The organism is Mycobacterium sp., assembly GCF_049802695.1.
In the GTDB taxonomy this organism is placed as follows: Bacteria; Actinomycetota; Actinomycetes; order Mycobacteriales; family Mycobacteriaceae; genus Mycobacterium.
Genome location: NZ_JBARMY010000026.1, coordinates 1 through 25,719 on the forward strand (window position 1 = coordinate 1; position 25,719 = coordinate 25,719).

23 protein-coding genes and 2 pseudogenes are annotated in these 25,719 nt (G+C 63.7%); 14 read left to right on the forward strand and 11 right to left on the reverse strand.

Annotated features, from left to right (window positions below; genetic code table 11):
• A partial coding sequence (locus WA317_RS00900; protein WP_425171237.1) for a DUF222 domain-containing protein occupies positions 1 to 519 on the forward strand: 519 nt, incomplete at its 5' end.
• 242 nt (positions 520 to 761) lie between these two features.
• Here WA317_RS00900 and WA317_RS00905 read toward each other — a convergent pair.
• The gene (locus WA317_RS00905) at positions 762 to 1,952 is read right to left on the reverse strand and encodes an acyl-CoA dehydrogenase family protein (protein ID WP_425171238.1); all 1,191 of its coding nucleotides are present in this window, start codon (positions 1,950 to 1,952) and stop codon (positions 762 to 764) included.
• Between the two features lie 10 nt (positions 1,953 to 1,962).
• Positions 1,963 to 3,015, reverse strand: coding sequence for an acyl-CoA dehydrogenase family protein (locus tag WA317_RS00910; RefSeq protein WP_425171239.1), 1,053 nt, complete (start codon positions 3,013 to 3,015; stop codon positions 1,963 to 1,965).
• A 226-nt stretch (positions 3,016 to 3,241) separates the two neighbouring features.
• Between WA317_RS00910 and WA317_RS00915 the strand changes: the two genes are divergently transcribed.
• Entirely contained in the window at positions 3,242 to 4,048 is an 807-nt protein-coding gene (locus WA317_RS00915) for a TetR/AcrR family transcriptional regulator (RefSeq protein WP_425171240.1), read from the forward strand.
• Between the two features lie 75 nt (positions 4,049 to 4,123).
• Here the strand turns inward: WA317_RS00915 and WA317_RS00920 are convergent.
• From WA317_RS00920 to WA317_RS00930, 3 genes and pseudogenes are all read right to left on the reverse strand, one after another.
• A pseudogene (locus tag WA317_RS00920) lies at positions 4,124 to 4,400 on the reverse strand (FCD domain-containing protein); the annotation flags it as partial.
• A 112-nt stretch (positions 4,401 to 4,512) separates the two neighbouring features.
• Positions 4,513 to 5,364: an alpha/beta fold hydrolase gene (locus WA317_RS00925; protein ID WP_425171241.1), complete on the reverse strand. Its 852-nt coding sequence runs from the start codon at positions 5,362 to 5,364 to the stop codon at positions 4,513 to 4,515.
• A 147-nt stretch (positions 5,365 to 5,511) separates the two neighbouring features.
• The gene (locus WA317_RS00930; protein WP_425171258.1) at positions 5,512 to 7,743 is read right to left on the reverse strand and encodes a transketolase-like TK C-terminal-containing protein; all 2,232 of its coding nucleotides are present in this window, start codon (positions 7,741 to 7,743) and stop codon (positions 5,512 to 5,514) included.
• Between the two features lie 320 nt (positions 7,744 to 8,063).
• Here WA317_RS00930 and WA317_RS00935 point away from each other — a divergent pair, with 320 nt between their 5' ends.
• The gene (locus tag WA317_RS00935; protein WP_425171242.1) at positions 8,064 to 8,558 is read left to right on the forward strand and encodes an Lrp/AsnC family transcriptional regulator; all 495 of its coding nucleotides are present in this window, start codon (positions 8,064 to 8,066) and stop codon (positions 8,556 to 8,558) included.
• 5 nt (positions 8,559 to 8,563) lie between these two features.
• On the opposite strand, the gene WA317_RS00940 is transcribed toward WA317_RS00935, so the two are convergent.
• Positions 8,564 to 9,580 carry an AraC family transcriptional regulator gene (locus WA317_RS00940; RefSeq protein WP_425171243.1) on the reverse strand — a complete coding sequence of 339 codons (1,017 nt, stop codon included), beginning with the start codon at positions 9,578 to 9,580 and terminating at the stop codon, positions 8,564 to 8,566.
• Positions 9,581 to 9,887: 307 nt separating this feature from the next.
• Between WA317_RS00940 and WA317_RS00945 the strand changes: the two genes are divergently transcribed.
• The 11 genes from WA317_RS00945 (at position 9,888) to WA317_RS00995 (ending at position 19,867) form a co-directional block, all read left to right on the forward strand.
• Positions 9,888 to 10,460 (forward strand): VOC family protein, encoded by a 573-nt coding sequence (locus WA317_RS00945; RefSeq protein ID WP_425171244.1) that lies wholly within the window; start codon positions 9,888 to 9,890, stop codon positions 10,458 to 10,460.
• A gap of 19 nt (positions 10,461 to 10,479) precedes the next feature.
• Positions 10,480 to 11,022 (forward strand): flavin reductase family protein, encoded by a 543-nt coding sequence (locus WA317_RS00950; protein ID WP_425171245.1) that lies wholly within the window; start codon positions 10,480 to 10,482, stop codon positions 11,020 to 11,022.
• Between the two features lie 29 nt (positions 11,023 to 11,051).
• The gene (locus tag WA317_RS00955; RefSeq protein WP_425171246.1) at positions 11,052 to 12,251 is read left to right on the forward strand and encodes an acyl-CoA dehydrogenase family protein; all 1,200 of its coding nucleotides are present in this window, start codon (positions 11,052 to 11,054) and stop codon (positions 12,249 to 12,251) included.
• 27 nt (positions 12,252 to 12,278) lie between these two features.
• Positions 12,279 to 13,361, forward strand: coding sequence for an amidohydrolase family protein (locus WA317_RS00960; protein WP_425171247.1), 1,083 nt, complete (start codon positions 12,279 to 12,281; stop codon positions 13,359 to 13,361).
• A gap of 19 nt (positions 13,362 to 13,380) precedes the next feature.
• On the forward strand, positions 13,381 to 14,355 hold the full coding sequence (locus WA317_RS00965; protein WP_425171248.1) for an amidohydrolase family protein: 975 nt from the start codon (positions 13,381 to 13,383) through the stop codon (positions 14,353 to 14,355).
• A 2-nt stretch (positions 14,356 to 14,357) separates the two neighbouring features.
• Positions 14,358 to 15,125 carry a CoA transferase subunit A gene (locus tag WA317_RS00970; protein ID WP_425171249.1) on the forward strand — a complete coding sequence of 256 codons (768 nt, stop codon included), beginning with the start codon at positions 14,358 to 14,360 and terminating at the stop codon, positions 15,123 to 15,125.
• Positions 15,122 to 15,763, forward strand: coding sequence for a 3-oxoacid CoA-transferase subunit B (locus WA317_RS00975; protein ID WP_425171250.1), 642 nt, complete (start codon positions 15,122 to 15,124; stop codon positions 15,761 to 15,763). The genes WA317_RS00970 and WA317_RS00975 overlap by 4 nt, the downstream gene beginning before the upstream one ends.
• Before the next feature lie 46 nt (positions 15,764 to 15,809).
• On the forward strand, positions 15,810 to 16,700 hold the full coding sequence (locus WA317_RS00980; RefSeq protein WP_425171251.1) for an alpha/beta hydrolase: 891 nt from the start codon (positions 15,810 to 15,812) through the stop codon (positions 16,698 to 16,700).
• 49 nt (positions 16,701 to 16,749) lie between these two features.
• Positions 16,750 to 17,625, forward strand: a complete 876-nt coding sequence (locus WA317_RS00985) for a fumarylacetoacetate hydrolase family protein (protein WP_425171252.1) — start codon at positions 16,750 to 16,752, stop codon at positions 17,623 to 17,625.
• A 14-nt stretch (positions 17,626 to 17,639) separates the two neighbouring features.
• A complete protein-coding gene (locus WA317_RS00990) occupies positions 17,640 to 18,563 on the forward strand; it encodes a VOC family protein (RefSeq protein ID WP_425171253.1) in 924 nt (307 codons plus the stop codon).
• Between the two features lie 305 nt (positions 18,564 to 18,868).
• A complete protein-coding gene (locus WA317_RS00995) occupies positions 18,869 to 19,867 on the forward strand; it encodes an amidohydrolase family protein (protein ID WP_425171254.1) in 999 nt (332 codons plus the stop codon).
• Between the two features lie 114 nt (positions 19,868 to 19,981).
• On the opposite strand, the gene WA317_RS01000 is transcribed toward WA317_RS00995, so the two are convergent.
• The 5 genes and pseudogenes from WA317_RS01000 to WA317_RS01020 all read right to left on the reverse strand — a co-directional run.
• The gene (locus WA317_RS01000) at positions 19,982 to 20,500 is read right to left on the reverse strand and encodes a type II toxin-antitoxin system Phd/YefM family antitoxin (protein WP_425171255.1); all 519 of its coding nucleotides are present in this window, start codon (positions 20,498 to 20,500) and stop codon (positions 19,982 to 19,984) included.
• 705 nt (positions 20,501 to 21,205) lie between these two features.
• Positions 21,206 to 22,762 carry an MCE family protein gene (locus tag WA317_RS01005; RefSeq protein WP_425171256.1) on the reverse strand — a complete coding sequence of 519 codons (1,557 nt, stop codon included), beginning with the start codon at positions 22,760 to 22,762 and terminating at the stop codon, positions 21,206 to 21,208.
• Positions 22,756 to 23,913 carry a virulence factor Mce family protein gene (locus WA317_RS01010; RefSeq protein WP_425171259.1) on the reverse strand — a complete coding sequence of 386 codons (1,158 nt, stop codon included), beginning with the start codon at positions 23,911 to 23,913 and terminating at the stop codon, positions 22,756 to 22,758. The genes WA317_RS01005 and WA317_RS01010 overlap by 7 nt, the downstream gene beginning before the upstream one ends.
• An 8-nt stretch (positions 23,914 to 23,921) precedes the next feature.
• Entirely contained in the window at positions 23,922 to 25,535 is a 1,614-nt protein-coding gene (locus WA317_RS01015) for a virulence factor Mce family protein (RefSeq protein WP_425171257.1), read from the reverse strand.
• Positions 25,532 to 25,719 (reverse strand): annotated as a pseudogene (locus WA317_RS01020) (mammalian cell entry protein); the annotation flags it as partial. The gene WA317_RS01015 and the pseudogene WA317_RS01020, both read right to left, overlap by 4 nt.

Consider the following 25,719-nt stretch of genomic DNA (forward strand, 5'->3'; position numbering starts at 1 on the left):
CTCGGCCAGCACAACGGGCTGCCCGCCAGCATCATCGTCACCACGACTTTGCGCGAGTTGGAGGCCGGGGTCGGCACGGCCCTGACCGGCGGCGGCACCCTGCTGCCGATGTCCGACGTGATCGCCCTGGCCCGCCACGCCCACCAATATTTGGCGATCTTCGACCACGGCAACGCCGTCGGGCTCTACCACACCAAACGCCTGGCCTCCCCCGGCCAACGCATCGTGCTCTACGCTAAAGACCGCGGCTGCTCGCACCCCGGCTGCGATGTGCCCGGCTACCTGTGCGACGTCCACCACGTTCGGGAATGGGCCCACTGCGGCCGAACCGACATCGACCAGCTCACCTTCGCCTGCGGCGCCCACCACCGCCTGATCAAACCCGGCGGCTGGGCCACCCGAAAATGCCGAGACGGCAACACCGAATGGATCCCACCCCCGCAGCTTGACCGCGGCCAACCCCGCACCAACATCTTCCACCACCCGGAGGAATTGCTGCACGACGACGACGAACCGTAGGCGTCACGCGAACGAGTTTCACCGGAAGGTGTTTGAAGCATCCCTATGAACGTGGGGCGACAAACTGCGGATCACCGTTCAGCCTGGAACGCGCTCGGCGGTCGACGAGTCGAGGACACCGTCACTACCGGTGTGCCGTCAGGAGGCGCTTAGCACCAGCTAGGCATCGGCGATACTTTCATCAGAAGAGGCTGACTTGGTCAAGGTGATGGGAGGCTTCAAAGTCCTCTAGGTTGCGCAGTTCACACTTCGGTCGTCGCGGGCGCCGAATAGTTCGGCTTGCCCAGCCCGAGGACATGCTGCGCGATCATGTTGCGAAACACCTCCAGGGTGCCGCCGTAGATGCCTACCAACGGCGCGAAGCGGTAACTGTATTCGGCGCTGCCGTCATCAGCCGCGCCGTCGGCGCCGAACGGCAAAGCCGCAGCAGCGCCATGCAGATCCATGAGATCCGGAGAAATCTCGCGCATCGTCTGCGCGATCGCCACCCGGCCGAAAATGCTCGGGGTAGACAGCGCCGCCTCCGTACGTGCGATGCTGCGGCCCAGCCGGTATGCGGCGGAATCGTCAGCAAGCCGGCCACCATTGTGCGCCGGTTGCGCCGACAGTGCCGCCGCTTTGTCGACCGCCTCAACCAGGAATCCGGCCTGGTGCATCATGATTGAGGTGTCCTGCAGTCCGTCGGGCGCAGCCTCAACGGCACCGTGCTCGACGTTGAGCGGCTCGCGCAGCACCGTCCACCCGCCGTTCACCTCACCCAGCCGGTACTTGTCGTCGACGCGCACATCGCTGTAGTAAACGATGTTGGTGCGGTCGCCGTCGACCGTGCGGATGCCCTGGATCTCGATGCCCGGTGAGTTCAGCGGTACCAGGAACATGGTCAGACTGTTGTGTTTACGCGCTTCCGGGTCGGTGTTGGTGATCAAGAAGACGTACTGGCAGTTGTGCGCCCCAGTGGTGAACATCTTCGCGCCGTTGATGATCCAAGCGTCACCGTCACGCACCGCGCGGGTTTTACAGGTGGCCACGTCAGAGCCGCCCTCGGGTTCGGTATAACCGAGGCACAGCCGCACGTGCCCGCTGAACACGCCCGGCAACACCTCGTGTTGAAGCGCTCCCGATCCGAATCTGGCCACCGACCGCGCAACCATCGCAGTCGTCCCCCACGTCACCCAGGGCACGTGGGCGCGCCGCTTCTCCAGCTCCCAGACTCTGCGCCGGACCCGGCTGAAACCGCCGTCGGATTCCGGCTTCCACTCCCCGGCCAGATATCCGGCGGCACCCAGCGCCAGATGCACTCCCTCGTCGAAGTTGTCACCGGTCTCGCGGTCTCGGGTCCTGACTTCTTCGGTGACGTGGGTGCGAAGAAAGCTTCGGGCATCGTCGCGGAAGTCGCGGTCCGCTTGCGACAACTCGACTCGTGAAAAGTTCACCGGTGCGTTCCTAAACCCGAAGTTCGCGCGCCGCACAAATATTCGCGACACGCTGCGCGCTGGCGGCCGGGTCGCCGCCGGCCAGTGGCCAACCGCGTGCCCGAACCAGATATGCGGAGGCGGCCGCTTCGGCGGACACGCCCAGACCTCCCTGGATATGTACCGCCATGGTGGCGGCCTTGGACGCCTCCTCGGCCATGAAGACGAATGCCGATGGCGCCAACTCGGGCCGCTCGTCGGGCTCGTTGTCCAAGAACCACGCGGCCCGGTGAGCCAGGTTGCGGCCGCCCTGAACGGTGATCGCCATGTTCGCCAGCGGGTGAGAAATGGCTTGCAGGGTCGAAATCGGCACACCAAGGGTGTAGCGGTTTTTGGCGAATTCCGCGGCGATGGTCATGGTCTCCTCGACCAGACCGACCAACGCCGCTGCGGTCAACAGCCGCCACTCGTCGAGCGCACGGTCGAATTCCGACACGGCTTCGGGTCCCCGGGCCAGGACGGTGCGGCTGTCCGCGACGACCGGGTCCACCCAGGCCATCGGCAGCCGACCGATGTTGTCGACCTTGGCGGGCCGGGTGCCGAACCTCAGAGTCACCACCTCGTCACCGTCGCGCAGGATGATCTCATCGGCGATCGAGCCGGTCGGGATCAACCGAGGACCCGGGCCCTTGCTGTCGAGCTGCGGGTCGAGCGCGACGAGCTGCTTTCCATGCACCAGGTCGGCACTACCGGACGCGAAAGCGCCCAGCCGGGCCTGCAGCCGGGCCGCGCAGACGTGGTCGATCCACGGCACCGGAGCAAGTGACCGGCCGACCTCCTCGGCCACCAGCGTCAGGTCGACCAGCGTAGCCCCGTCCCCGCCGAAGGATTCCGGTAGCGCCATCGTCGTTGCGCCCATCGCACACAACCGCTCCCAAAGGTTCTTGTCGAAGCCGGAAACCTCAGCGGCACGGACGGTCTCGATGGGGCAGTAGGTTTTGAAAAACTGTCGGTAGGCGGTTTGCAAAGCCACGTGATCGTCGGACAGGCTGTAGTCCAGCCTCCGCAGCTCGAAGCGGTCCATCGTCAGTGGTCCTCCTGGCTTCCGAAGAAAAACTCGTGCGCATTTATCCAGGCGGCGGATGGTCTACGGCTCGTCGAGACTCACACGGCGCCCGGTCATCGTTCCCTTCCGCCGCCGCCGCTATCAGAAACCCTACGATAGGCATTACGGTAACGAACGAAAGCCCTGACATGCCTACTAGCGGCATCACGTCAGCTCCGGCCGGTTTTGATGGAGGTGCCTCGTAGTGGCGAAGCAACCAACCGCTGAGAAGCGTCAGCGACGCGAACGGGGGTCGATCAACCCCGACGACATCATCAGCGGCGCGTTCGAGCTCGCCGACGATGTGTCGATCGAGAACTTGAGCATGCCACTCCTCGGCAAACACCTCGGCGTGGGTGTGACCAGCATCTATTGGTACTTCCGCAAGAAAGATGACCTGCTCAACGCGATGACCGACCGTGCGTTAAGCAAGTACGTCTTCGCCACGCCGTATGTCGAGGCCAGCGATTGGCGGGAAACACTTCGCAATCACGCCCGCTCGATGCGGAAGACGTTTTTGGGCAACCCGATACTTTGCGACCTGATCCTGATCCGGTCAGCACTGAGCGCGAAGGCTGCACGATTCGGTGCTCAAGAGATGGAGAAGGCGATCGGCAGCCTCGTCGAGGCCGGGCTATCAGCCGAGGACGCGTTCGACACTTATTCCACCGTATCGGTTCATGTCCGGGGCTCGGTGGTGTTGCAACGCCTCGCTGAGCGAAACCAGTCGTCGGACAACGGCCCTCGCAATCTCGAGAACGCCATGGTGATCGATCCGGGCAGCACCCCGCTGCTGGCCCAGGTCACTGAGAAGGGTCACCGGATTGGCGCCGCTGACGAGACGAATTTCGAGTACGGCCTGGACTGCATTCTCGACCACGCCAGCCGGCTGATCGAGCAGGCGGCGAAGACGCCACCGCGACAACGGAAAACGAAGGGGGCCGCCAGCCGGTCCGGCCCGACGGCGGGAACAGCCAATCGCGCGCGAAACAAAGTCGCCGCTTCCGGTTGACGCTGCTGGCGTCGTGACGCCGTTACAAAGCCTCCTGTCTCGGCATACCGGTGTCATCCGCTACACCGACCCGGATCACTGAACATAATGAACTACCCCGCGTTCGGTCAGGTGATCGATCAGCGGCACCGCTTCGGCCGCCAGATGGTCGGACATGGCTTGGCTGGCCCGGTTGCCGTCGCGACTTTCCAACGCCGCCAATAATTGCCGGTGGTGGTTGATCGACTGGTCCGGCCACCCTCCGATGGTGGGGAACACCGATTCCGGAGCGTATCGGGTGATCTGCGACATGGTGCAACTCGTGGTTGAGGCGAGCAGCCCGTTCGCCGTCGTCGCCGGCATAGGCGTCTTCCCCGGATTTTCATGCTCCACCGGTGCACCGTTCACCGGCAAACCGAGCGCGCCGAATTTCCCGATCACACAAATTTGGCGACAGGACATGGCGGTCGACCGACCGGCATGCTTCAAGACATGAAGAATTGATCTAGAAGCCGCGCCACTTTGTCCGGAGCACCGCGGTTGTCGGCCGCGATGTGTCCCACGCCTTTGATTTCGACGCGCTTGGCGTTCGGTAGCCGCCTGGCGATCGAGTCCAGCGCCAGGTGTAGTGCGCTTGGGCTCTTCTCGCCGCCGAGAAGGAGGACATCCGACCGAACCTCGGCGATTCGCGGGTTCACCATCGTGATGGACTCGCGCTGGACGATCGAATCAAGCCGCATGGTTGGGATGAGTTCTTTCATGGCGATGTCATCGCCGGAGGCTTGTCTGGCGTCTATCTCGATGACCATGCGCAGAACGGGGACGAGGATGAAGCGCGGCAGCCGCGCGATGTATTCGCGGCCGCCCGTGCCCTTCAGGATCTCAGCCATCGCTGAAGCCCGATCTCCGTCAACGAGTGCATGTTCAAACTTCGGGACCCACGACGCCGGGTCCGCTCCATCGATGGTTAGCGGCGGCTCGTACAACGCCACCTTTTCGACCTCCGAATACTGAATTGCCGAATACAGCGCGATGGTCGCTCCTGAACTCAGACCAAAGAGGCGCCGCGCACCCACCGCGCGCATCAGCGCACCGAGGTCTTCCGCTTCACGAGCGAGTCCATAACCCTCGCCTGGCGGCGCCTCGGGGCGGCGCCCGCGGCGGTCGGGGATGTACACGATGAAGTGGGCGCAGAGATGCTCGGCGAGCCGCTGAAAATTCTGCGCCGCCTGCAGCCCGCCGTGGACGAGGACGATCGGCGGCCCGTGCTCGCCGATCACGCGATAAGTGATCGAGGTTCCATCCGCCGACTTCACGGCTCCAGTGCGGTAATTCACGACGAGTCCTCCAGTCAAGTTTGATCCCGTTTCACCGACCCGAAAACCTGGCGCTTCGCTTCTCATTGAGTCGGTCTTCGAAAGTCATCGGGCTGATCATGCCGAGCGCAAAGTCGCGTCTGCGCCGGTTACAGACTCACTTCATGATTATGCGGTCAGATCGAGCGCGGACCGCACGATGGAATCCGTGTCGATACCGTGGTAGCGGTAAACGTCGTCGAGAGCTCCTGCTTGGCCGAACTTGTTGACGCCCAACGACGCACTGGGCACACGGTTGATGGTCGACAGGAACGACAGCGTATGTGGATGTCCATCGAGCACCGTCACCATCGGCGCAGACCGTTCGGCCGGGAAGACTTGGCCGAGGATCCACGACGACGCATCGGCGAGCCCACGCCGTGCCTGTACCGCTTCAAACAGCCGTCCAGGACAAGTCACGCAAACCACTTCAGCTTGAATAGCTAAGTCAGCCAATCGGTCTGCGGCCTGCAATGCTTCGGTGATCACCGCTCCCATGCCGACGATGGTTACCGCCGGTCGCTGCACGCCGCGCAAGGTATAAGCACCTGCCAATACCTGGCGCCGGCGCCGTTCTCTGGCAGCCGGGTCGGTGGGCACGGCAGCCAGGGTCTGGTCGACCGGGCGGGTAGACAGCCGCAGATACGACGAGCTGCCGTCCGGGCGACCGAGCCGCGACATGCTTTCAAGCAGCGTCCATTCCACCTCAATCGCGAATGCTGGCTCATAGCCGACACATCCGGGCTGCTCCAGTCCGATCGACGGGGTCTTAATTGATTGATGCGCCCCACCCTCCGCAGCAAGGCTGACTCCGGCGGGCGTGCCAACCAGGATGGATTGACCGCCCGCATAGATCCCATATGACCAGGGCTCGAGCGCGCGTTCGACGAAGGGGTCGTAGAGCACACCGATGGGGAATAGCGGCTGGCTCCAGCGGCTCCAGGTGGCGCCCAGTTCGCCCATCAGCCCCACCAAATTGACCTCCGCGATACCGAGTTCCATGTGCTGACCCGTCGGCCTCTCGCGCCAGTGCATGATCGTTTCGGCATCGTCGGCGAACCAGTCGCGCCGTTCGGTCGGAGACCACACACCCACTTTGTTCAGCCATCCGGCCAGATTGGTCGACGAACTGACGTCTGGGCTGACGGTGACGATTCGCTTGGCCGCCTCCGGCGCCTCCCGGGTCAGGTCGAGCAGGGCACGGCCGAGCGCAGCCTGCGTCGTCGACCTGCCTGACGGCGTGCGTCCGATATCGGTAGGCACCGATGGCGGTGCGGTGTACGCGTTCTCGTCACGGTGCAGCCGAGCGACCACCGCCGTACACAGCCGCCCTGCGGCGGAGTCGGGGTCGAACCGGCGCCACGGGTGTTCGGTATCCATCCCGAGGCTGACGGCCAGCTCGCTGAATTGTTCGACAGTCAGCAACGATGAGTGGTTCTGCGGATGCCCTTGAGTAGGCAGGCCGTACCCCTTGACGGTATAGGCGATGATCACCGTTGGGCGGGCGTCGTCGATCTGTCCGTATGCGGTGCGCAGGGCGCCGAGATCATGTCCTCCGAGGTTGCGGATCGCACGAATCAGTGTGGCGTCGTCGAGTTCCGCCGTCAGGCTGGTGATGGCACGTGCCTCAATTCCGGTTCCTGGTAGACGGCTGCGCAGTTCTTCTGCGCTACAACGCAATAGCCGCTGATACTCGGGATTGGGCATCTGCAGGATTCTGGAGCGCAGGGCTGCTCCTTCAGGACGCGTGAACAGTGTCTCGAGTAACCGGCCGAACTTGACCGTAATGACTTGCCACCCTGCCGCGGCGAACATCTTCTCCAAGCGGCCGGCGGCGATGTTGGGCACCACCCGGTCCAGCGACTGCCGGTTCAGGTCGACAATCCACACCACCTCTCCAAGCTCGCCGACCGAGGAGTCCAGGATCGCCTCCCACACCGCGCCCTCGTCTAACTCGGCATCACCGACGAGCGAGTACTGCCGACCTGGGCCGGTCTCCCCGAATGCCGCGCTGACGTAACGCCGGGCGACGGCCGCCCAAATGGGCGCCGTTGCACCAATTCCTACCGATCCGGTTGAGTAGTCAACCGGATCGGGATCCTTCGACCGACTGGGGTAGGACTGCAGCCCGCCGAATTCGCGCAAAGTAGTCAGGTATTTCTCATCAAGCTGACCCAGCAGATAGTTGATCGCGTGCAGTACCGGCGACGCGTGCGGTTTGACCGACACTCGATCACCGGCTCGCAGTTGCTCGAACCACAGTGAGGTCATGATCGACACCATCGACGCGCTCGACGCCTGGTGGCCGCCGACCTTGAGTCCGGACGGATTGGGCCGGACCCGATTGGCGTGGTGAACCATCGCCGTCGACAGCCACAGCAGGCGCTGCTCGATCTGTGCGAGCGGATCGACGGGATCGTCGGACGCCGTCTGGTCGGCCGGCGAGGCGGAAACTGAGGCGGTCATCGTCACTTCCTGATCGTGCTGATTCGCCGTCCGGGTGAGTCTTGTACTAGTCGCGCGGCGCTGACGAGTGGGATGAATCGCAACCACCACGATAGCCAGGATTGGCAGACGGTCCATTTATCCCAGCATTACGCGATCAAGCTGGCAACCATCGGCCTACACTTTGATCAAAATGCACGCGAGCCGAATGCGTCACCGTACTTGAGGTGGTCACCATGACAAGCCGAGGCACCGCCGACTCGGTCGATGCTCGTCTGTTGCGGGCCCTTGCAGGGGACCCGCGAGCGTCCACCGTCGCGCTGGCCGAGCGAATCGGAGTCTCACGCAACACCGTGCAGGCGCGGTTGGCACGCTGGGCCGAGGCCGGGGTACTGACGTCGTTCGAACGCACGATAATCCCCGATTTTTTGGGTTACCCCTTGCGTGCTTTCGTCTTGACCAACGTCAAACAGCGATTGCTCAGCGACGTGGCCGCGGCACTGGCTCGAGTTCCGGAAGTGGTCGAAGTTCACGGGCTCAGCGGCGTGGCCGATCTGTTGATTCACGTCGCGGCGCGCGATGCCGACGATCTCTATCGCGTGGCCGGGCACATCCTGGGAATCAAGGGCGTGAAGCGCACGAACACGGCACTGGTGATGCGCGACCTGGTGGACTTTCGGCTCGCACCCTTGATTGATCGGCTACTCGACGGCACCGCGCCTCGCAGCTGAAACCTTCAGCGTCTGAGGGTATGTGACGGCGTCTCGCCGAACTTCTGTTCGTAGTGCTGCGCGAATCGACCGAGATGGTTGAAACCCCATCGGTAGGCAACGTCACTTACCGTGGTCGTCTCACCGTTGGCGATGAAATCCGACCGCGCTCCGTCCAGGCGCACGTTGCGCAGGTAGTGCGCCGGGCTCATGCCGAACTGGTCGCGGAACAGCTTCTGGAGTTGCCGTACGCCAATGCCGGCCGCTTGGGCAAGGTCGCCGACGGTGTACTGGGCGCCGGGCGCGGCGGCAACCAAGTCCACCACCTTGCGTAAAGAGGCCGGGGTGGCCTCGATCGAGGTGCCGTGGATGGCATCGGTCAAAGTGTGGGGTTGAGTCGCCAACAACCCGACGATCAGCGCACGCTCCAGGTAGCGCGTCTGCGCTCCCAGCGCGGCATCGGGAATCGAACCCGGCCGGGCGATGGTGTCGAGCAAGATGTTCAGCGTCGACCACCATCGCCTGCCAGCAGGGGCGGTCATGTCGAAACCGATGTCGAAGCAAACGCGTCGGTCGACGGGCCGGCCGAGAATGCGGGCCAATTCGCTTTCGAGCGCGCCACGGTCGATTTTGATGCTGACCTGGGTGGCGTCAGCGCCCCAGGACTTGACAAAGGTGTGCTCCCCCGGGCTGTACACCGCCGCGCGGGCCGGTGTGGCAACAAGTTGTTGATCGCCGCAACTCGTTGCGACACATCCCGACAGAGGCAGGTCGATGTGATAGCCGCCCATGTCGCCGGGGTCGATGAATACTTCCGCGCCGAATCGGACGATCCCGACGGTGATATCGGTCAGTCGGAATGCCGACATTCGGGCGTTCGACAATTGGGTGTTCGAACGCGTCAGTTCTAGGCGGGCCGGATAGTAGACGTCGTTGACGGTGCCGCGGTAGACCTCAAGATCGTCGGTTGCGCAGACGATCCTGCGTCCATCCTCGCCTGGGAGGTTCGTCAGTGACGAGTCCGGCTCCGGTGACACAAACATTGCTGACCTCGTTATTTCAGCCGCTGTCGCACATCGTACGGGTCCTATGCCACCGCATACCACAAACCGGGCAACCGGCCGGTTGAGACGCCGGCCCGCAAGGTTGGAGGTGGTCGCGTAACGGACAAGCCATCTCGCAAAGCGGATTTTCGGCGTGCTCGATCGACTCTAACGTAAATCACATCATGGACGTGCTCTTGCTAACACTCGATGTGGTCAGTTATGCGCACGCTGGGCGCCGCGAAGCCAATCAAGTCAGCGAAACCAGCACGGCAACAAACGAATACGCATCAGGAGATCGTTCACAATGTCGACAAAGCCTAAGTTCGCCCATGTCGTCTTCCAAACTGGTCAGCCGCAGCAGATGCGGGATTGGTATTGCACGGTGCTCGATGGACACGTCGTGTACCAGGACCAGGCGTTGTGCTTCATCACCTTCGACGAAGAGCACCACCGGGTGGCGCTGTTGACTCCGCCGATGCCCCTGGAACGCAGGAGCCCGACCGCGGCCTGCGCGCACCACGTCGCCTACACATTCGACAACCTCGATGACTTGCTCGATCGCTATGTTCTGCTCCGTGACAACGACATTCTACCCGCCGTGTCGATCGCGCATGGCGTGACGACCTCGCTGTACTACCAGGACCCGGACAGCAACTTCGTCGAGATGCAGATCGACAATTTCGCCGAACCCGATCAGGCGACCGAGTACATGCACGGCCCTGAGTACGCCGGTGATTCGGTCGGCCCCGCCTTTGATCCCGAGGTGATGGTCGCCGCCCGTCGCGCCGGGGTCGGCGTCGAAGAACTCACCGGTCGCGCCTGGTCACTTCGGGCCGGGCTACCCGACCCAATGTCCGTACTCATTGGCGCCCGCTGAAACACCGAAGGTGGCTATCGTGACGACCACAGACCGCACCGGTATCGACCGCGAGCGCGCGCTTGAGCTGATGGCGGGGGTATGCGCTCCGGTGACGATCGTGACCGCCGCCGACGCCGACGGCCCCCATGGTGCGACGGTCAGCTCATTCGCCGGCCTCTCGTTGGAGCCGCCGCTGATCACCGTGGCATTCGAGCGTCGATCATCGTTGCTGCAGCGGATATTGAAGGCCGACCGGTTCGGGGTGAACCTGCTCGGCCACGGGCAGGACGAGCTGGCGATACGGTTCGCCGGTCGCGGCACCGACCGATTCGCCGGCACCTCATGGCACTACGACGGCGGGCTGCCGCGCATCGACGGTGCGGCCGGCTGGGCCGCCTGCGATCTACACGACGCCGTCGAAGGCGGCGACCACCTGCTGCTGTTGGGCCTGGTGACACGTACTCAGCATGTGCCACTGCCACCGCTGGTATACGCCCACCGCACCTTCGGCACCCACTCACGCCACGCCGAGCGGCCCCGCCGCCCCATCGTCGACCAGATCATCGCGTGCTCCACCTAAGCACGTAGCCCGAGAGGAAACCACTTGACATGACAACCATCGACGCACCCGTCGCCGCCCGCACCGCCGCCGAACTGGTCGAGCGGATCCGCACATTGCAGCCCATGCTCGCGAAGAACGCCGCCCAAGGCGAAACCGAACGGCGAGTCGTGGAGGAGTCCATCATCGCCCTCACCGACGCCGGCGCCTTCAAGATCGCGCAACCGCGCCGCTACGGCGGATACGAAACCTCGATGCGCACAATGCTCGACGTATCGGCGGCGGTCGCCGAGGCCGACGGCGGCACATCCTGGGTGGTAACCCTGTGCAACGTCTGCGCCTTCATGACCGGATTGTTCCCCGGGCGCGCCCAAGACGACGTGTGGGCCGATACACCGGAAGCGAAGGTCTCCGGAGTGCTCGCCCCTACCTCCGAAGCGACCAAGGTCGACGGCGGCTTCCGGGTGACCGGCCGGTGGTACTACAACTCCGGCTCCTGGCACGCCAGCTGGGCGGTCCTTGGTATCCCGATCACCGACGACGCCGGTAAAGCGATCGACCAGGGCCTGGCATTGATTCCCTACACCGACCTCGAGCTGGAAGACACCTGGTTCGTCGCGGGGATGAAATCGACGGGCTCGAACTGCCTGATCGCCACCGACGTGTTCGTCCCGGAGCACAGAATCGTGTCGGTTCCGCAGACGATCCGCGGCAGCTACGCCACCGAGCACACCGAAGAGACGCTCTACCGGTCGGCGTTCGTGCCGCTGCTGTCGCTGGTGTTGGCCGGCCCGCAGCTCGGCATGGGCCGCAAGGCGCTGGAGATCGTGCGGGAAAAGGCGGCCAAGAAGCCGATCTCCTACACCTTCTACACCGCCCAAGCCGACTCGGTGGCCTTCCAACTACAACTCGCGCAGGCGGCGATGATGATTGACACCGCGCATCTGCACGCCTACCGAGCCGCCGACGACATCGACAACGCGGCCGCGAACGGCACCTACCCGGACGAGCTCACCCGCACCCGGGTGCGCGCCGACACCGGCTGGGTCCTCGAGCACATCACCAAAGCTATCGACACCCTTGTCAGCGCACACGGCGCGGGCAGCTTCGCCGACGTCAACCCGCTGCAACGCATCTGGCGCGATTCCAACGTCGGCGCCCGGCACGCCGTGGTCACGCCCTACGTCAGCTACGAAATCTACGGCAAAAGCCTCTTGGGCCGCGACGATCAAATCACTCCGCTGATCTGACCCCGTAGCTCAACGAAAGGGCAGCTCATGGCTGACACGGTCGGCAAGATCGCACTCAACAACGTCCGGGTGTTCGACGGTACGTCGCTGACTGAACCGGTCACCGTCGTGATCGACGACGGGGTGATCGGCACCGATCCCGCCGGAGCCGACCAGGTCGACGGGAATGGTGGTGTGCTGCTTCCCGGGCTCATCGATGCACATGTGCACCTGCGCGACGCAGAGACGCTCGATCGACTGTGCATGCATGGAGTGACCACCGCGTTGGATATGGCGACCTGGCCACCAGCGAAGGTGGACGCGCTGCGTAATAAGTTGGGACGCACCGACATCCGCAGTGCTGGCACACCCGCAACGACGTCCGGCAGCGGCCACAGCCACATTCCGGGTTTTCCTCCGCAGGGTCTGGTCGACAGCCCATCCGCGGCGGCGCAATTCGTCGACGACCGGATCGCCGACGGTTCGGACTACATCAAAATAATTGCCGACATTCCCGGTCCAGACCAACCGACCATGACCGCTCTGGTCACCGCTGCCCACGATCGCGGTATCCGAGCAGTTGTTCATGCAACGACCACGCCGACATTTGCGATGGCGGTTGCGGCGAAAGCCGACACGATCACTCACGTGCCGATTGACCGGCCTCTCGACGCGTCGGTGATAGCGCAGATGGCCGCCGCGGAAATAATCGCTATCCCGACCTTGACCATGATGAAAGGCATTGCCGAGACGATCGGGACGGTCGCAGGCCTCGATTATGAAGCCGCCCGCACGGCGGTCGCCGACATGTACCGGGCCGGCATCCCTATACTCGCCGGCACTGACGCGAACGCCACACCCGGCGTTCCCTTCTCACCCGTGCATGGTGAAAGCCTTCACCAGGAACTCGAACTGCTGGTCGGCGCCGGCCTGTCCACTCTCGACGCGCTACGCGCTGCCACGTCGCTGCCTGTCCAGTACTTCGGTCTTGAAGATCGCGGTGTGATTGCACCCGGTCGCCGCGCCGACCTGATTTTGCTGGACGGCGATCCACTCGCCGATATCCGCGCTAGCCGCAACATCCGGCGGGTCTGGTGTGCTGGCATCGAGCCGGTGAGATCGCACGCCTGAGCCCGGAGAGGTCACCGACATGAACAACACCCGCATCGACGTGCACACGCACTATCTCGGCGGCGCGGTGGCGCACCTGTTCGAGTCCGGGTTCACTCTCACCGGCGGCTACCGGATGTCGGCACAGTGGGATCCCGCCACGGCCATCGACTTCATGGACCGCCACTGCATCGCGAGCCAAATCCTCTCGGTGCCCTGGGCTTTCACTGGCCGCTCGGGCGATCCCGCGTTTGCGGCGATGTTCTGCCGGCAGGTCAACGAAGAGTATGCGACGCTGATCACCGACCATCCGGGCCGTTTTGGTGCGTTCGCGGCCATTCCCGCCGACCACCCCGATAGCGCGCTGGTTGAAATCGAGTACGCACTCGACGTACTCGGGCTCGACGGAGTGCTGTTGTCCAGCAACGCCGCCGGGCACTACTTCGGCGGCGATTTCTATGAGCCGATCCTTGCCGAGCTGACGCGCCGGCAAGTCCCCGGCTTCGTGCATCCCGCGGAATGCCCGCACATCGAAGTGTTGGGGTTCAGCCGGCCCAGCTCCATCATTGAATTCCCCTGCGACACCGCCCGTACGATCACCGACGCGATCTACTCCGGTGTCTTCCAACGGCACCCGAGGCTGACCCTGATTCTCGCCCACTGCGGCGGCGTGCTGCCCACGCTCGGATGGCGCATCGCCGAACACACCCAGATGGGGCGAGGGCCCCACGACGCCGATATCGATCCAGGCCATGTGGCCGCGGTGCTGCGCGGACTGTATTACGAGACGGCGCTAGCCGGCAGTCGCAACTCGCTGCTGCCCACGCTGGAAGTCACTAGCGCCGAGCACATCTTGTTCGGCACCGACTGGCCTGCCGCGCCCGAACCGACAGTCGCGGAAAACGTCGCCAATCTCACCGGCTTCACCGGCTGGGCCGAGGGCGGGCTCGCGCAGGTCGAACGTGCGAATGCGGTCAAGCTGTTTGGTCGCTTCGAACACTCGGTGAACGGCTGACCATGGCCACGATCTGTTCATCAGCTGACGAGGCGGTTGCCGACATCACCTCCGGTTCATCGTTAGCGGTTGGCGGGTTCGGCTTGTGCGGCATCCCCGACGTGTTGATCGCCGCCGTCGCCCACGGAGACGCCACCGACCTCGAGGTGTTCTCCAATAACTGCGGCGTTGACAACTACGGTCTGGGAATCCTGCTGACCGCTCGGCGGATTCGCCGAATCACCGCCTCCTATGTCGGCGAGAACAAGGAATTCGCGCGCCAGTACCTGGCCGGTGAGGTCGAGGTCGAGCTGACCCCGCAGGGCACGCTCGCGGAGAAGCTGCGTGCCGGCGGGGCGGGAATTCCGGCCTTCTACACCCCCGCCGGGGTCGGCACGCTTGTCGCTGAAGGCGGACTCCCATGGCGCTATGCCGCCGACGGGTCAGTGGCGGTGGCCTCCCCCGACAAGAAGACCCGCGAATTCAGTGGGAAATGCTATGTGTTGGAGGAATCGATTACCGCCGATTTCTCGTTGGTGCACGCAAAGATCGCCGATACCGACGGTAACCTGATTTTCAATAAAGCGGCACGTAACTTCAACCCGATCGTGGCAATGGCCGGACGGGTGTGCATCGCACAAGTGGAACAACTGGCGCAGGCGGGGACCCTCGATCCCGACCAGATTCACTTACCCGGAATCTTCATTCAACGCCTCGTTCACACCGGCGCGCAGGACAAGCACATCGAGAAACTCACGATCCGAACGGCCGGAGAACCGGAGCAACCATGACCGTCGAAACTACCGGTAACACCCGGGAGCAGATAGCCGCACGCGCCGCGCGCGAGCTGCGACCGGGTGAATACGTGAACCTCGGCATCGGGTTGCCCACCCTGATCCCGAACCACCTGCCCGACGGAGTGCGCATCGTGCTGCATTCGGAGAACGGGATCTTGGGTACCGGGCGCTATCCAGCCGAGGATCAGGTCGACCCGGACCTGATCAACGCCGGCAAGGAAACCGTGACCCTCAATTCCGGTGGGGCCTTCTTCGACTCCGCGCTTTCGTTCGGAATGATTCGCGGCGGCCACATCGACACCGCTGTGCTGGGCGCGATGCAGGTCTCCGCAAGCGGCGACCTGGCCAACTGGATGGTGCCCGGCGCCATCGTCAAGGGCATGGGCGGAGCCATGGACCTTGTGCACGGCGCGCGCCGGGTGATCGTCGTGATGGAACACACTGACCGCGAAGGCAACCCCAAGGTGCTCGAGCGGTGCACACTACCGCTGACCGGCCAGGCCGTCGTACACCGCATCATCACCAACCTCGCCGTCATCGACGTCACGCCTACCGGTTTGGTGCTACGCGAGTGCGCACCCGACGTCACCCCAGCACAGGTACGCACCGTGACCGCAGCACCACTGGCCTAAAGGAACAACCCACATATCACCCGTTTCCAACCCGAAAGAAGCGCGCATGCACAATCTGACGGCAAAGGTCGGCGGGACGCTGGTCGCCGGCCGCCTACATCCGGCTTCCCGTCCGGTGTCCGGCGCACCGTTGATCGTCACGCTGCATGGCGGCCTGTTCACCGGACGGTACTTCGAGGTCGCCGGTTCCGATGCCGGCTCATTCGTGGACATCGCGAGCCGCAACGGTTTCGGCGTGCTGGTCATCGACCGACCGGGATACGGTGAGAGCGGCCAACCGTCGGCAGATTACGACTACGCCTTTCCCGAGCAAGCTCGCGTTATCGACGCTGCGATCGCGGAGCTGGCAGCCCAATGCGACGACCCCCAGATCCTGTTGATCGGGCACTCCGTCGGCGGGATGATCAGCTTCGAGATAGCGGCACGACAACCGTCCTGGAACCTGGTCGGCCTGTCAACCACCGGCATGGGCGCGCGGATACCGCGAGGAGGGGCCGCCGAGCAACTCGGTACGCTTCCGCTCTCCGGCGTGGTCGACCTCCCCATCGCCGAGCGCGAGAAACTCTGGTATGGACCCGAACACACTTACACCGCCGCCGGTGTAGCGGCAGCACGCACCTCCTATGCACCTGCCCCGATGACAGAGCTGACCGCCGCACCGAAGTGGGCATCGAGCCGCCTTGACTCCGTCGCAGCACACATTGCGGTGCCGATATACCATGCGCTGGCAGAGTTCGACGCCCTCTGGGACGGGTCGCCCGACGCTCGCCGGCTTTTCCTGTCGAAGTTCAATGCCACACAGCGTGTTAACTCGGAGATCATCGAAGGTGTCGGTCACAGTATCGACCACCACCTGATCGGCGCTGCTATTCACTATAAGCAGTTGGCCTTCGCCCACGCATGCGTCTGCCAGTCACGGACGGATCAGCACCCCTAGCGCGAACCAGCACCTGCGCCCAACCCAAACATAAAAAGAAGGAGTTTCCATGCGCATTGCTAATCTGGACAACCGGGCAGCCCTGGTGATCGGCGAAGAAGGTGCCGAGCTGGCCGTCGATGTCGCCACCGCGTCCAACGGCCGTTTTGGGCCCGATCTGCCTGCTGTTTACCAGGTCTGGGAGCAAATCGCCGGGTGGGCCTCTGAACTCGACACCACAAATTTCACCGGAGCCGCCCACGTCGATCGGCGCCGCCTCGGTCCACCGTCGCCCGCGCCGCGACAGGTCTTCGCCATCGGGTTGAACTATCACTCGCACGCCGCCGAATCCGGATTCGATTCCCCAGCCGACACGCCGCCGGTGTTCACCAAGTACGTTTCCAGCTTCACCGGGCCCGACACCGAGGTCGTCCTCCCCACCGGCGGCAACGTAGATTGGGAAGTCGAATTGGTCGCCGTGGTCGGCCGCGAAGCCACCCGCGTGGACGAGGCAGACGCGATGTCCCATGTCGCGGGATTTACTGTTGGTCAGGATATTTCCGAGCGCATCTCTCAAATGCGCGGCCCAGCACCGCAATTCGGTCTCGCCAAGTCCTTCCCGGGATTCGCCCCACAAGGTCCGTGGCTGGTCACTCCCGACGAATTCCGCGATCCCGACGACTTGGAGCTCGGCTGCGCGATCGACGGAGAGGAGGTACAGAAGGCCCGTACCCGCGACCTGATCTTCCCGGTTCGGGCGCTGATCGCCAGGTTGTCGCGCAACGTGACGCTTTGTCCCGGCGACGTCATCTTCACCGGCACTCCTGCGGGCGTCGGGGTCGGCCGCGAGCCGCAACGCTTCCTGCGGGCCGGCGAGCGCCTCGACAGCTGGATCGAGGGCATCGGCGAACTGCATCAGACGTTCTCCGTTAGCACCGCGAAGTAGCGGACTACGCACCCATGGCCCTGCATCGCCTCAGCTCCGTCACCATCGGCGTACCGAACGACGTCGAAACCGCCTCTTACTACAGTGCTTTCGGGCTGGTCGCAGAGGCCGACGGTTGGTTCAGCACGCGCGACGGCGGGCGCCAACTTCGGATCGTGCGCACTCCTACCCGGCGACTGGTCGAAGTGCGGGTGGGCGCCGACGACGCCGACGACATTGCCCACGTCGCCGCCAACCTGAATCGCCTGGGCATCGGCGTCACACACGACGACAGCAGCGTTACCGCGGTCGAGAAAGCCACCGGAGTGCGGGCAACAGTTGAGATCTCCGTGCGGCTGAACCAGCCGGTCACACCTGCCATCCGGTACAACGGTCCCGGACGACTGGAACGGCACGGCTGCCGAGCGCCCGGAGTGTTGCGGACCGAACGGGTATTCCCCCGCAAGCTCGGCCACGTGGTGATCGGTACCACCGATCTTGCGGTGACGCAGTCCTTCTTCACCGACGGACTCGGCTTCAAAGTCAGCGACCTGATCAAGGACGCTGGAGCGTTCCTGCGGTGTTCCACCGACCACCACAACGTGCTTGTGCTCACGGCGCCGGTGTCGTTTCTGCACCACACCTCCTGGCAGGTCGACGACATCGACGATGTCGGGCGCGGCGCGACGACAATGCTCGCCGACCACCCGGAGCGACATGTCTGGGGACTGGGCCGGCACCACGCCGGGTCCAACTTCTTTTGGTACCTCAAAGACCCCGCCGGGAATTTCAGCGAGTACTACTCGGATATGGATTGCATTGCCAACGACCAACTCTGGACACCGGAAACCCTCGAAGGCGCCCGGGGACTGTTCAGCTGGGGTCCGCCGCCACCGCCGTCCTTTCTGGCACCCGACGACCTCGCCACCCTGATGGCCGGTGCACACAGCGGTGGCTGATCTGACAACATCACCACCGACCGCTACATCGGAATGCATCGTTGAAAACGCTGCCTCGGTGCCGTCAGCGGTGAAAATACCGACTGACCGGCGTCGCGAAACTCCGCTCAGGCACGCAGTCGCCGTCATTTCACATCGCCAGGCAGCAGCTTCAGCGCCATCCGGGTTCACTGGCACATTCCGCGCGACGCAAATGAGCGTTGCGGCGAGCAAGAGCCCGGTGACCACGGAAGGAAAAAATGAACCAGACCGGCGGACGTCACCGGCTCGCCAAGGCTATCGATTGCGCGTAGGAAGGAAGTTTGTTGCGAATCATCACCGTAGAAGAGCATTTCCATCATCCTCAGGCCGTCGCACGCGTCTTGGAACTCGCCGGGCCCGCACCTATCGTTCCCGACGACGGTTTCGGCGCCTTCCTTCGGGACTTCATGCCCGACCAGGATTCAGCGGAGCGTCTCGGCGGAAACCGCCTAGCGCATATGGATCGTGTGGGTATCGACGTCCAGGTTGTCTCACACGGTGCCAACAGTCCCGGCAATCTCGCTCATCCGGAGGCTGTCGAGTTATGCAAGCGAGTCAACAACACTCTCGCTGAGCACATTTCGGAGCACCCCACGCGGTTCCGGGGATTCGCGACCCTTCCGTTGCACGACCCCGCCGCGGCGGCCGACGAACTGAAGCGCTGCGTCAACGAGCTGGGCTTCGTGGGAGCTTTAATTGCCGGAACATGCGGTGGGTTGTTCCTCGATGACCAGCGATTCGACGTGGTCCTGGCCGCAGCCGAGACGGTTGACCTGCCCATCTATGTCCACCCGGGCGTTCCGGAAAATCCGGTGTCAACGGCGTATTACGCCGGACGTTGGCCGGCTGCGCTGCATTTCTTGTTCTCCGGTCCCGCGTTCGGCTGGCACGCTGAGGCGGGTGTTCACATTCTACGGCTCATCTTGTCGGGGGCGCTGGATCGCCACCCCGGTCTGAAGCTGTTGAGCGGTCATTGGGGCGAATTCGTCGCCGGCTGGCTCGACCGACTCGACGAGGTTATCAGTTGGGGCGGCACCCACCTGGAACGGCAGGTGAGCGCGTATTACCGCGAGCAGGTCTGGGCGACGCCGTCGGGCATGTACAGCCACAACCAGCTGAACTTCATCGTCGCTGAAATCGGTGCCGAACAGATCATCTACTCCGAAGACTTCCCCTACGTCGTCCGCGAGAACGTATCGGACTTCCTTGACCAAGCCAACCTGACCGAGGACCAGCGAAACGCGATCGCTCACGGCAACGCAGAAAGCATCATGCCGGTCTGAACCTATTTAGCCACCAAGTCCGAACTGAACCGCGCCGGTCTGTACAGAGACCTTGATGGTCGCGGTCGATGGTTGGAATCCGGCGGTACGCTTCGATCGCGTGATCGCCGACTATCAGGCCGTTCTGCGCGGGCCCTCAGCGGCTGACACGATTCGGGCCACTACCCTGCCGCCACGGATCACCTCGATTGTCTCGCCCTCCGCGACGCGGTCGAAATAACGCCCCGCGCGCGTTCGCAGTTCGTCGAGCCCGATCCGCCCGCCAGCATCCCGTGCTACGACTCGCACCGGCCGCATGGAAATCGGAGCCGCCTCTGGATCCCGGGTGGCCGATACGATCCGGGCCACCAGTCTGCCGCGCCAGACGATACAGATCGTTTCGCCAGCTTCAACCCGATCGAAATAGCGCGCCGCACGCGTCCGCAATGCGTCAAGCCCGATGCGCCCGCCAGCGCCGTTCACCGCGACAAAATCGGGCAGGGCGGTCGGGGCCGACCGATCAGCAGCGGCCGACACGATCCGCGCCACCAGCCTGCCGCGACGGACGACCTCAATCGTCTCCCCCGCCAGAACCCGCTCGACATAACCGCATGCATTGCTCCGAAGTTGGCCAAGGCCAATCAGTTCGCCCATGCCGCTCCAATCTCTGAGTTCAGCTGGGTCTGCGCCTCGTTGGACCCCGGTGTTCAAGACCGGGCGCATCTTCGGTTTCAGCGCTACAGCTGCTCCGCTGCCGATTTGAACACTCCAATAATGACTGTACGGACGGTCAGTGTCAACCTATGGCGTACCACCGGAACGACAAGCTTCGGCCAGGTGTCGTCCGCGTCCTGGCTTCTTCGAGGAAACCGAGATCCCGCGCGACGATGTGTTGCCGCCTCGAGGATTTCAATCGTCGACTAAAGGGTGTGCGTATAGCCCGGGGTGGTTCAGTGCCCGCACACCCGTATCAAGTCTCACAACCGCTGCTACGACGCCCAGACCGGCTAAATCAAAACGATGACCAGCACGATGACAACGATAATCAGCGCGGCAAGCGCCAACCAAATCGCCGGGCGGGTCTTGCGCTGGCGCCCCTGGCGCGTCATGACGGGACTCATCGAAGGCGCAACGCCCCATTTTCCGGTCGGTGCATTGTCAGACATCTCAGGCGGTGGGGGGTTTGACTCTGCGCTCATGCCAGGAGGACATAGCCTCTACGGCCAGTACTAAACATCTTGACCGTCGCGCGCAACGAGCCCGCAACTAGCGACACGCTCCCGGCGGAGTGGTTAAGGAAAACCGTCTTCCATACCGGGCTCGGCCATCGCCTCGGACCCACGTGCGCATCGGTAGGGTTCAGCCGGCTGCTGGCGACAGCATCTCTTTCCACCCGTCGTCTCCTGTGTCGCTCGAGTTTTGCACCGAGTACTCGACACCGTCGGGCCCTATCAGTTCACCGCTCTGAGGACTGTAGATAGCCGTCGGGGGACCGGTCGGGGTGTAGACGCAGGGGTTGGGCTGCTGCCCGTTACACTGCACGCTGCCCGATCCCGGCCGCGACAGCGGATTACTGATCGGAGGCGGTGTGCCAGCCACCCGATCGGCTGGCGCCGGGTTAAGGCCGTTGTCAACCGACGGCGCCGGGATCACGATGCCGGGACTCACCGGCTGATCGCAGCGCGCTCCGGGCGCCGGGCAGTTCCGAAGCTGGTTGGGATCGCCGTACCACGGGTTGGTGCCCAGCGGCACGTACGGCTTGGGGTCGCGGCATTCCCGCGGCGTCGCCGCACGCTTTCCGGGGACGTCGACGCACGGAATATTGCGGGATCCACGCACCGCGATGCCCTGGGTGTCTTTCGGGATCTTGCAGTACGTTCCCGACGGCAACGGCGCCAGGCTGGTATCCGCCGGCGACCGCCACTCTGAGGTCGGAATAAAACCGGTGTAACACGGCGGCGGAAAGTTGATCGCCAGCGCGAGGTCTTGCGCAACCTGGTGCGGGTACGGCGCGGCCACCGTCTGAGCGATCGCGGCGGCTTGCGGCAGGAACACCAGCACCTGCTCGACGCCGGGGTGGTAGCGCTTGAGCATTTCGGCAACGATTTCGAAGTTGGCCAGCGTCTGCGGCAGCGACTCGCGGACGTCACCGAATACCGCGTTAACCTGATCGGCAATCGGGGCCGCTTGGGACAGGACGCTTTTCAGCGTCTGGTCCTTTTCTGCGGTCTGGGCGGCCAAAGTGTTCAGGTTGCGCGCCCAGCGCTCAATTCCAGTACCGGAATTGACCTGGCTGTCCAAGATCGGCGCAGAGTTTTGGATGATGTCGTTGACATCGGTGATATTGGTCTTGAAGTTCCCGACGATGGCCTGGGTCGAGTCGACCAGCCGCTGCAGCGCCGGCCCCAGCCCACCGACCGCTTGTGCTGTCTCGTCGAGCAGCGCGCCGATCTTGTCCTTGGGCAGCACTTCCAACCCGCGGTTGGCGGCGTCCAGCGCCGGCCCGATCTCAGCAGGCACCGTGCCCTTGGTGATGGTCTGCCCGGGCGAGAAGTGTTTGTCCGGATTGCCTAACGACGAGACGAGGTCCAGATACTGCTCACCGACCGCCGACACCGAGTGCACGTTCGCCGTCGCGTCGACGGGGATTTTGTAGCGGCTGGCGATGCTCATCGTGGCCTGGGCACCCTGTTCGGTCGGCTCGACGTTGGTAACCTTGCCGATGGTGATGCCTCGATAGGTCACGTTCGCCGTGGGATACAGGCCGCCAGAGGCGGGCAGGTCCGCCTTCAGGGTGTACTGACCGATACCGGCCAGGCTGGGGATGCGCAGGTAGTACCAGCCCAGCACAATCAGCGCGAGCACCGTCAGGATGCTGAAGAGGATCAATTGGCGCCTCATGAAGCGGATCAGCACTGCCGATTCCCCCTCTCGACCAGCGGTCCGCCCGGCGCGTCGTTCGGGTTCGGGGTGTACCGGACATCCGGGATCATGATCTCGGGGTCGGTACCAAACGACTGCTCGAGCGCACGCAGGGCTCCCGACAACCCGGTTCCAGTGAGGAACGCGTTGTCGACGGACGCGTAGGTCGTGTCGATTGTCGGCGAGAAGTTGATGTAGTCGCCGCGGATCAACTGTGGAATGGTGTCGATATCGAACGGCAGGACGTTGGCGATTTTCAGCGCGGCGACCAGATACGGCGAGGCACGGCCCAGTTCCTTCAGCGGGCACTGGAGCAACTGCAGGTCCTGATGGAAGGGACCCCGCGATTCTGACACGTATCGGTTGGCGACGCCGCTTGCCCGGCCCACCGCGTCGATCGCATTGATCAGCAGGGCTTGCTTGTCCGCGAAATGCTTGATCAGCGGCGGGATGTCGGTCAGCGCCCGATCCAGCACATCGGCCCGGCCGCCGACATAGGCCAGCAGCCGGTTGGTGGAGTCGATGGCGTGGGTGATGTCGTCGCGTTGCTGGTTGAGTTGTTGGATAAAGGTGTCGAGTTTGCCGAGAAAGGCCCGGATCTGAGGACCTCGACCGGCCAGGATGTCGTTGACCTCGTTTACGATCACATCAAGGTTGGGGATGCCGCCGCCGCGCAACACGGTGGCAACAGTGGCCAGCGTCTGCTCGGTAGTGGGGAACGCCGACGAGTTCTTCAGCGGAATGGTGTCGCCGTCCTTCAGCAGCTGCGGCGACGGGTTGTGTGGTGGTGCTAGCTCCACATGCTGGGAACCCAGCAGGCTAGTCTGCCCGATCTTGGCGGTGGCGTTCTTCGGCAGCTTGACGTTCTTGTCCACACCCAGGGTTAACGTGGCAACCCAGTTTTTCAGGTTGATCGCGCGTATCGAGCCGACATATACATCGGCGACCAAGACACGGCTGTTGCCGTTGATCGCCAGCGTATTCGGCACCTCTACGTAGACGGTGTAGGCGCCGGCGCCGGTACCCGGACCGCCGGGAATCGACACATTGGAGATACCGCGCCAGCCGCATGAGCTGAGCGTCAGCGCGGTGGCCAGAGCCAGCACCTGCCAGAGCTTGTGGCGGAGACGCGCCAGCACGGTCATCGGGTCGCTCACTGCCCTGCTCCTATCTCAGCGGACAATGGTGGTACAGCCGGCCCTGGAGCCGGGCCACCTACCGGCGCAGGCGTCGGCGGCACCGGACCCGGCACCACCTCCGGTCCCGGTGGCGGGGGCGGTATCGGCACCTGCGGCGGGTTGTGGCCGATCACTGGCGAGGGCTCCTCGTCGTACGCATTCGGCGGGCCCGGCGGCGTTTGCAAATTTGACTGGACCGGTTCGATGTCTGGAGCGCCCATCAATTCAGCCAGCGATTCCGGAGTCAACAGGCCTGCCGTGGTTGGCCCCACCTTGACGCCCTGCATGCCCGGCGCGGTAATCCAGCCCGGTTGGGTGTTGCGGTGCGACGTCGGGGTGTCTGGCACCCAGATCCCGGGGACGGTGGTGTCCTTATACCCGTTCGGCGGCTGCAACCGCGGCTCGGAATAGGCGACGTGCTTGGGCAGCGTCTCGGCGGTACTGAACAGGTTCAAGCCGAACGGCAGATAGTTGAACTTGACCGAATCCAGGATCGGTGCCAGATACTGCGCACACAGCTCGGCGGATTCCTGGTAGCCGCGCCGGCTGCCGGCCTGAATTGAGCCGCAGATGAACTGCATCGGGTTGGTGAAGTTCGCGAATACCGGGATGGCGACGTTCGCACCGTGCGACGGGTGGTAGAGCTGGGTGATGTTCGCCGCCGCCGTCGGCAGCACGTGCAAGCCGGTTTCCAAACCGTTCAGCGCTTCTGGTTGCACCAGCGTGGTGGTTACGTCGGCGAGGTTGTCTATGTCATGAGTCAGCACTTCGCGGTTCTTGGCCAAGAACGGGCGCACCGCCTCGAAAAGAGCTTCGGCTTGTTGTAACGCGTTCGCCAGATCCCGGTCGGAGTTGGTCAAGCTGTTGGTGAACTGGGCCAGGTTGTTGTTCAGCGCAACGAACTGCTGATCGTCCTGATGCAGCGCGTTGACAAAAAGCGCGAGGCTCCGCAGCACGGCGAAGAAGTCGCCGCGACCCCGGTTGAGCGCGGTCAACGCCTGCGACAAGTTGTTGAACGTGGCGTTGATCTGCTGGCCTTTGCCGGCCAGGCCATCGGCGAAAGATTCGATGACATCGCCAAAGGGCCCCTTGGGTTCTTCCGGTGTCGGGCCGAGTTTCAAGAGGAGGTTGGTGGTGCTGTTGCGCAGCTGGTCCCACTCCACCGGCACCTGGGTGCGCTCGATCGGGATCACCGAATTGTCGGCCAGCACCGGACCACCTTTATAGGGCGGCTCCAACTGGATGTTTCGTGACGCCACCAAGGTGGGGTTGAGAATCACCGCTGAGGCGTTCGCGGGCACCTTGTACTTGTTCATGTAGTGAAAGGTGACCTTCATCTTGTCGCCGGCCGGCTCGATCTTGTCGATGGCACCCACCCGCAACCCCATGATCTGGACCGTGTCCCCGGAATACAGCGCGTTGGCCTCCGGGAAGTAGGCGATGACGGTGTTGTTCGTCAGTCTTCGGCAGAGGTCACGGCCGACGTACGCGGCGATCAGTGCCAACACGACCACCAGCGATCCGATGATCACCGACGCCCGCGACAGCTTTGGCAGGCGCAGGTTGCGGATGTCGAAGGCGGTGCTCAATTCTGACTGCCTCCCGTCACTCCGCTACCCCCGGTCCCGCCCGGCGTGACGAACGGGGCGGGCACCTGCTCACCAGGTCCGGATGGCGCCGGCGGTCCCGGTGGCAGGCCGGGGGCGAACGTCGACGGTGGCGGTGTCGGACCGGCCGGCTGCAGGTTCTCGGTGCGGGCTCCCGGTGGTGCGT

Coding starts and splice junctions, on each gene's coding strand:
- WA317_RS00910 (WP_425171239.1), bottom strand. CDS start 3,015: ATGGACCGCTTCGAGCTGCGGAGGCTGGACTACAGCCTGTCCGACGAT.
- WA317_RS00930 (WP_425171258.1), bottom strand. CDS start 7,743: ATGGTTCACCACGCCAATCGGGTCCGGCCCAATCCGTCCGGACTCAAG.
- WA317_RS00935 (WP_425171242.1), top strand. CDS start 8,064: ATGACAAGCCGAGGCACCGCCGACTCGGTCGATGCTCGTCTGTTGCGG.
- WA317_RS00940 (WP_425171243.1), bottom strand. CDS start 9,580: ATGTTTGTGTCACCGGAGCCGGACTCGTCACTGACGAACCTCCCAGGC.
- WA317_RS00945 (WP_425171244.1), top strand. CDS start 9,888: ATGTCGACAAAGCCTAAGTTCGCCCATGTCGTCTTCCAAACTGGTCAG.
- WA317_RS00955 (WP_425171246.1), top strand. CDS start 11,052: ATGACAACCATCGACGCACCCGTCGCCGCCCGCACCGCCGCCGAACTG.
- WA317_RS00960 (WP_425171247.1), top strand. CDS start 12,279: ATGGCTGACACGGTCGGCAAGATCGCACTCAACAACGTCCGGGTGTTC.
- WA317_RS00965 (WP_425171248.1), top strand. CDS start 13,381: ATGAACAACACCCGCATCGACGTGCACACGCACTATCTCGGCGGCGCG.
- WA317_RS00970 (WP_425171249.1), top strand. CDS start 14,358: ATGGCCACGATCTGTTCATCAGCTGACGAGGCGGTTGCCGACATCACC.
- WA317_RS00975 (WP_425171250.1), top strand. CDS start 15,122: ATGACCGTCGAAACTACCGGTAACACCCGGGAGCAGATAGCCGCACGC.
- WA317_RS00980 (WP_425171251.1), top strand. CDS start 15,810: ATGCACAATCTGACGGCAAAGGTCGGCGGGACGCTGGTCGCCGGCCGC.
- WA317_RS00985 (WP_425171252.1), top strand. CDS start 16,750: ATGCGCATTGCTAATCTGGACAACCGGGCAGCCCTGGTGATCGGCGAA.
- WA317_RS00990 (WP_425171253.1), top strand. CDS start 17,640: ATGGCCCTGCATCGCCTCAGCTCCGTCACCATCGGCGTACCGAACGAC.
- WA317_RS01000 (WP_425171255.1), bottom strand. CDS start 20,500: ATGGGCGAACTGATTGGCCTTGGCCAACTTCGGAGCAATGCATGCGGT.
- WA317_RS01010 (WP_425171259.1), bottom strand. CDS start 23,913: ATGACCGTGCTGGCGCGTCTCCGCCACAAGCTCTGGCAGGTGCTGGCT.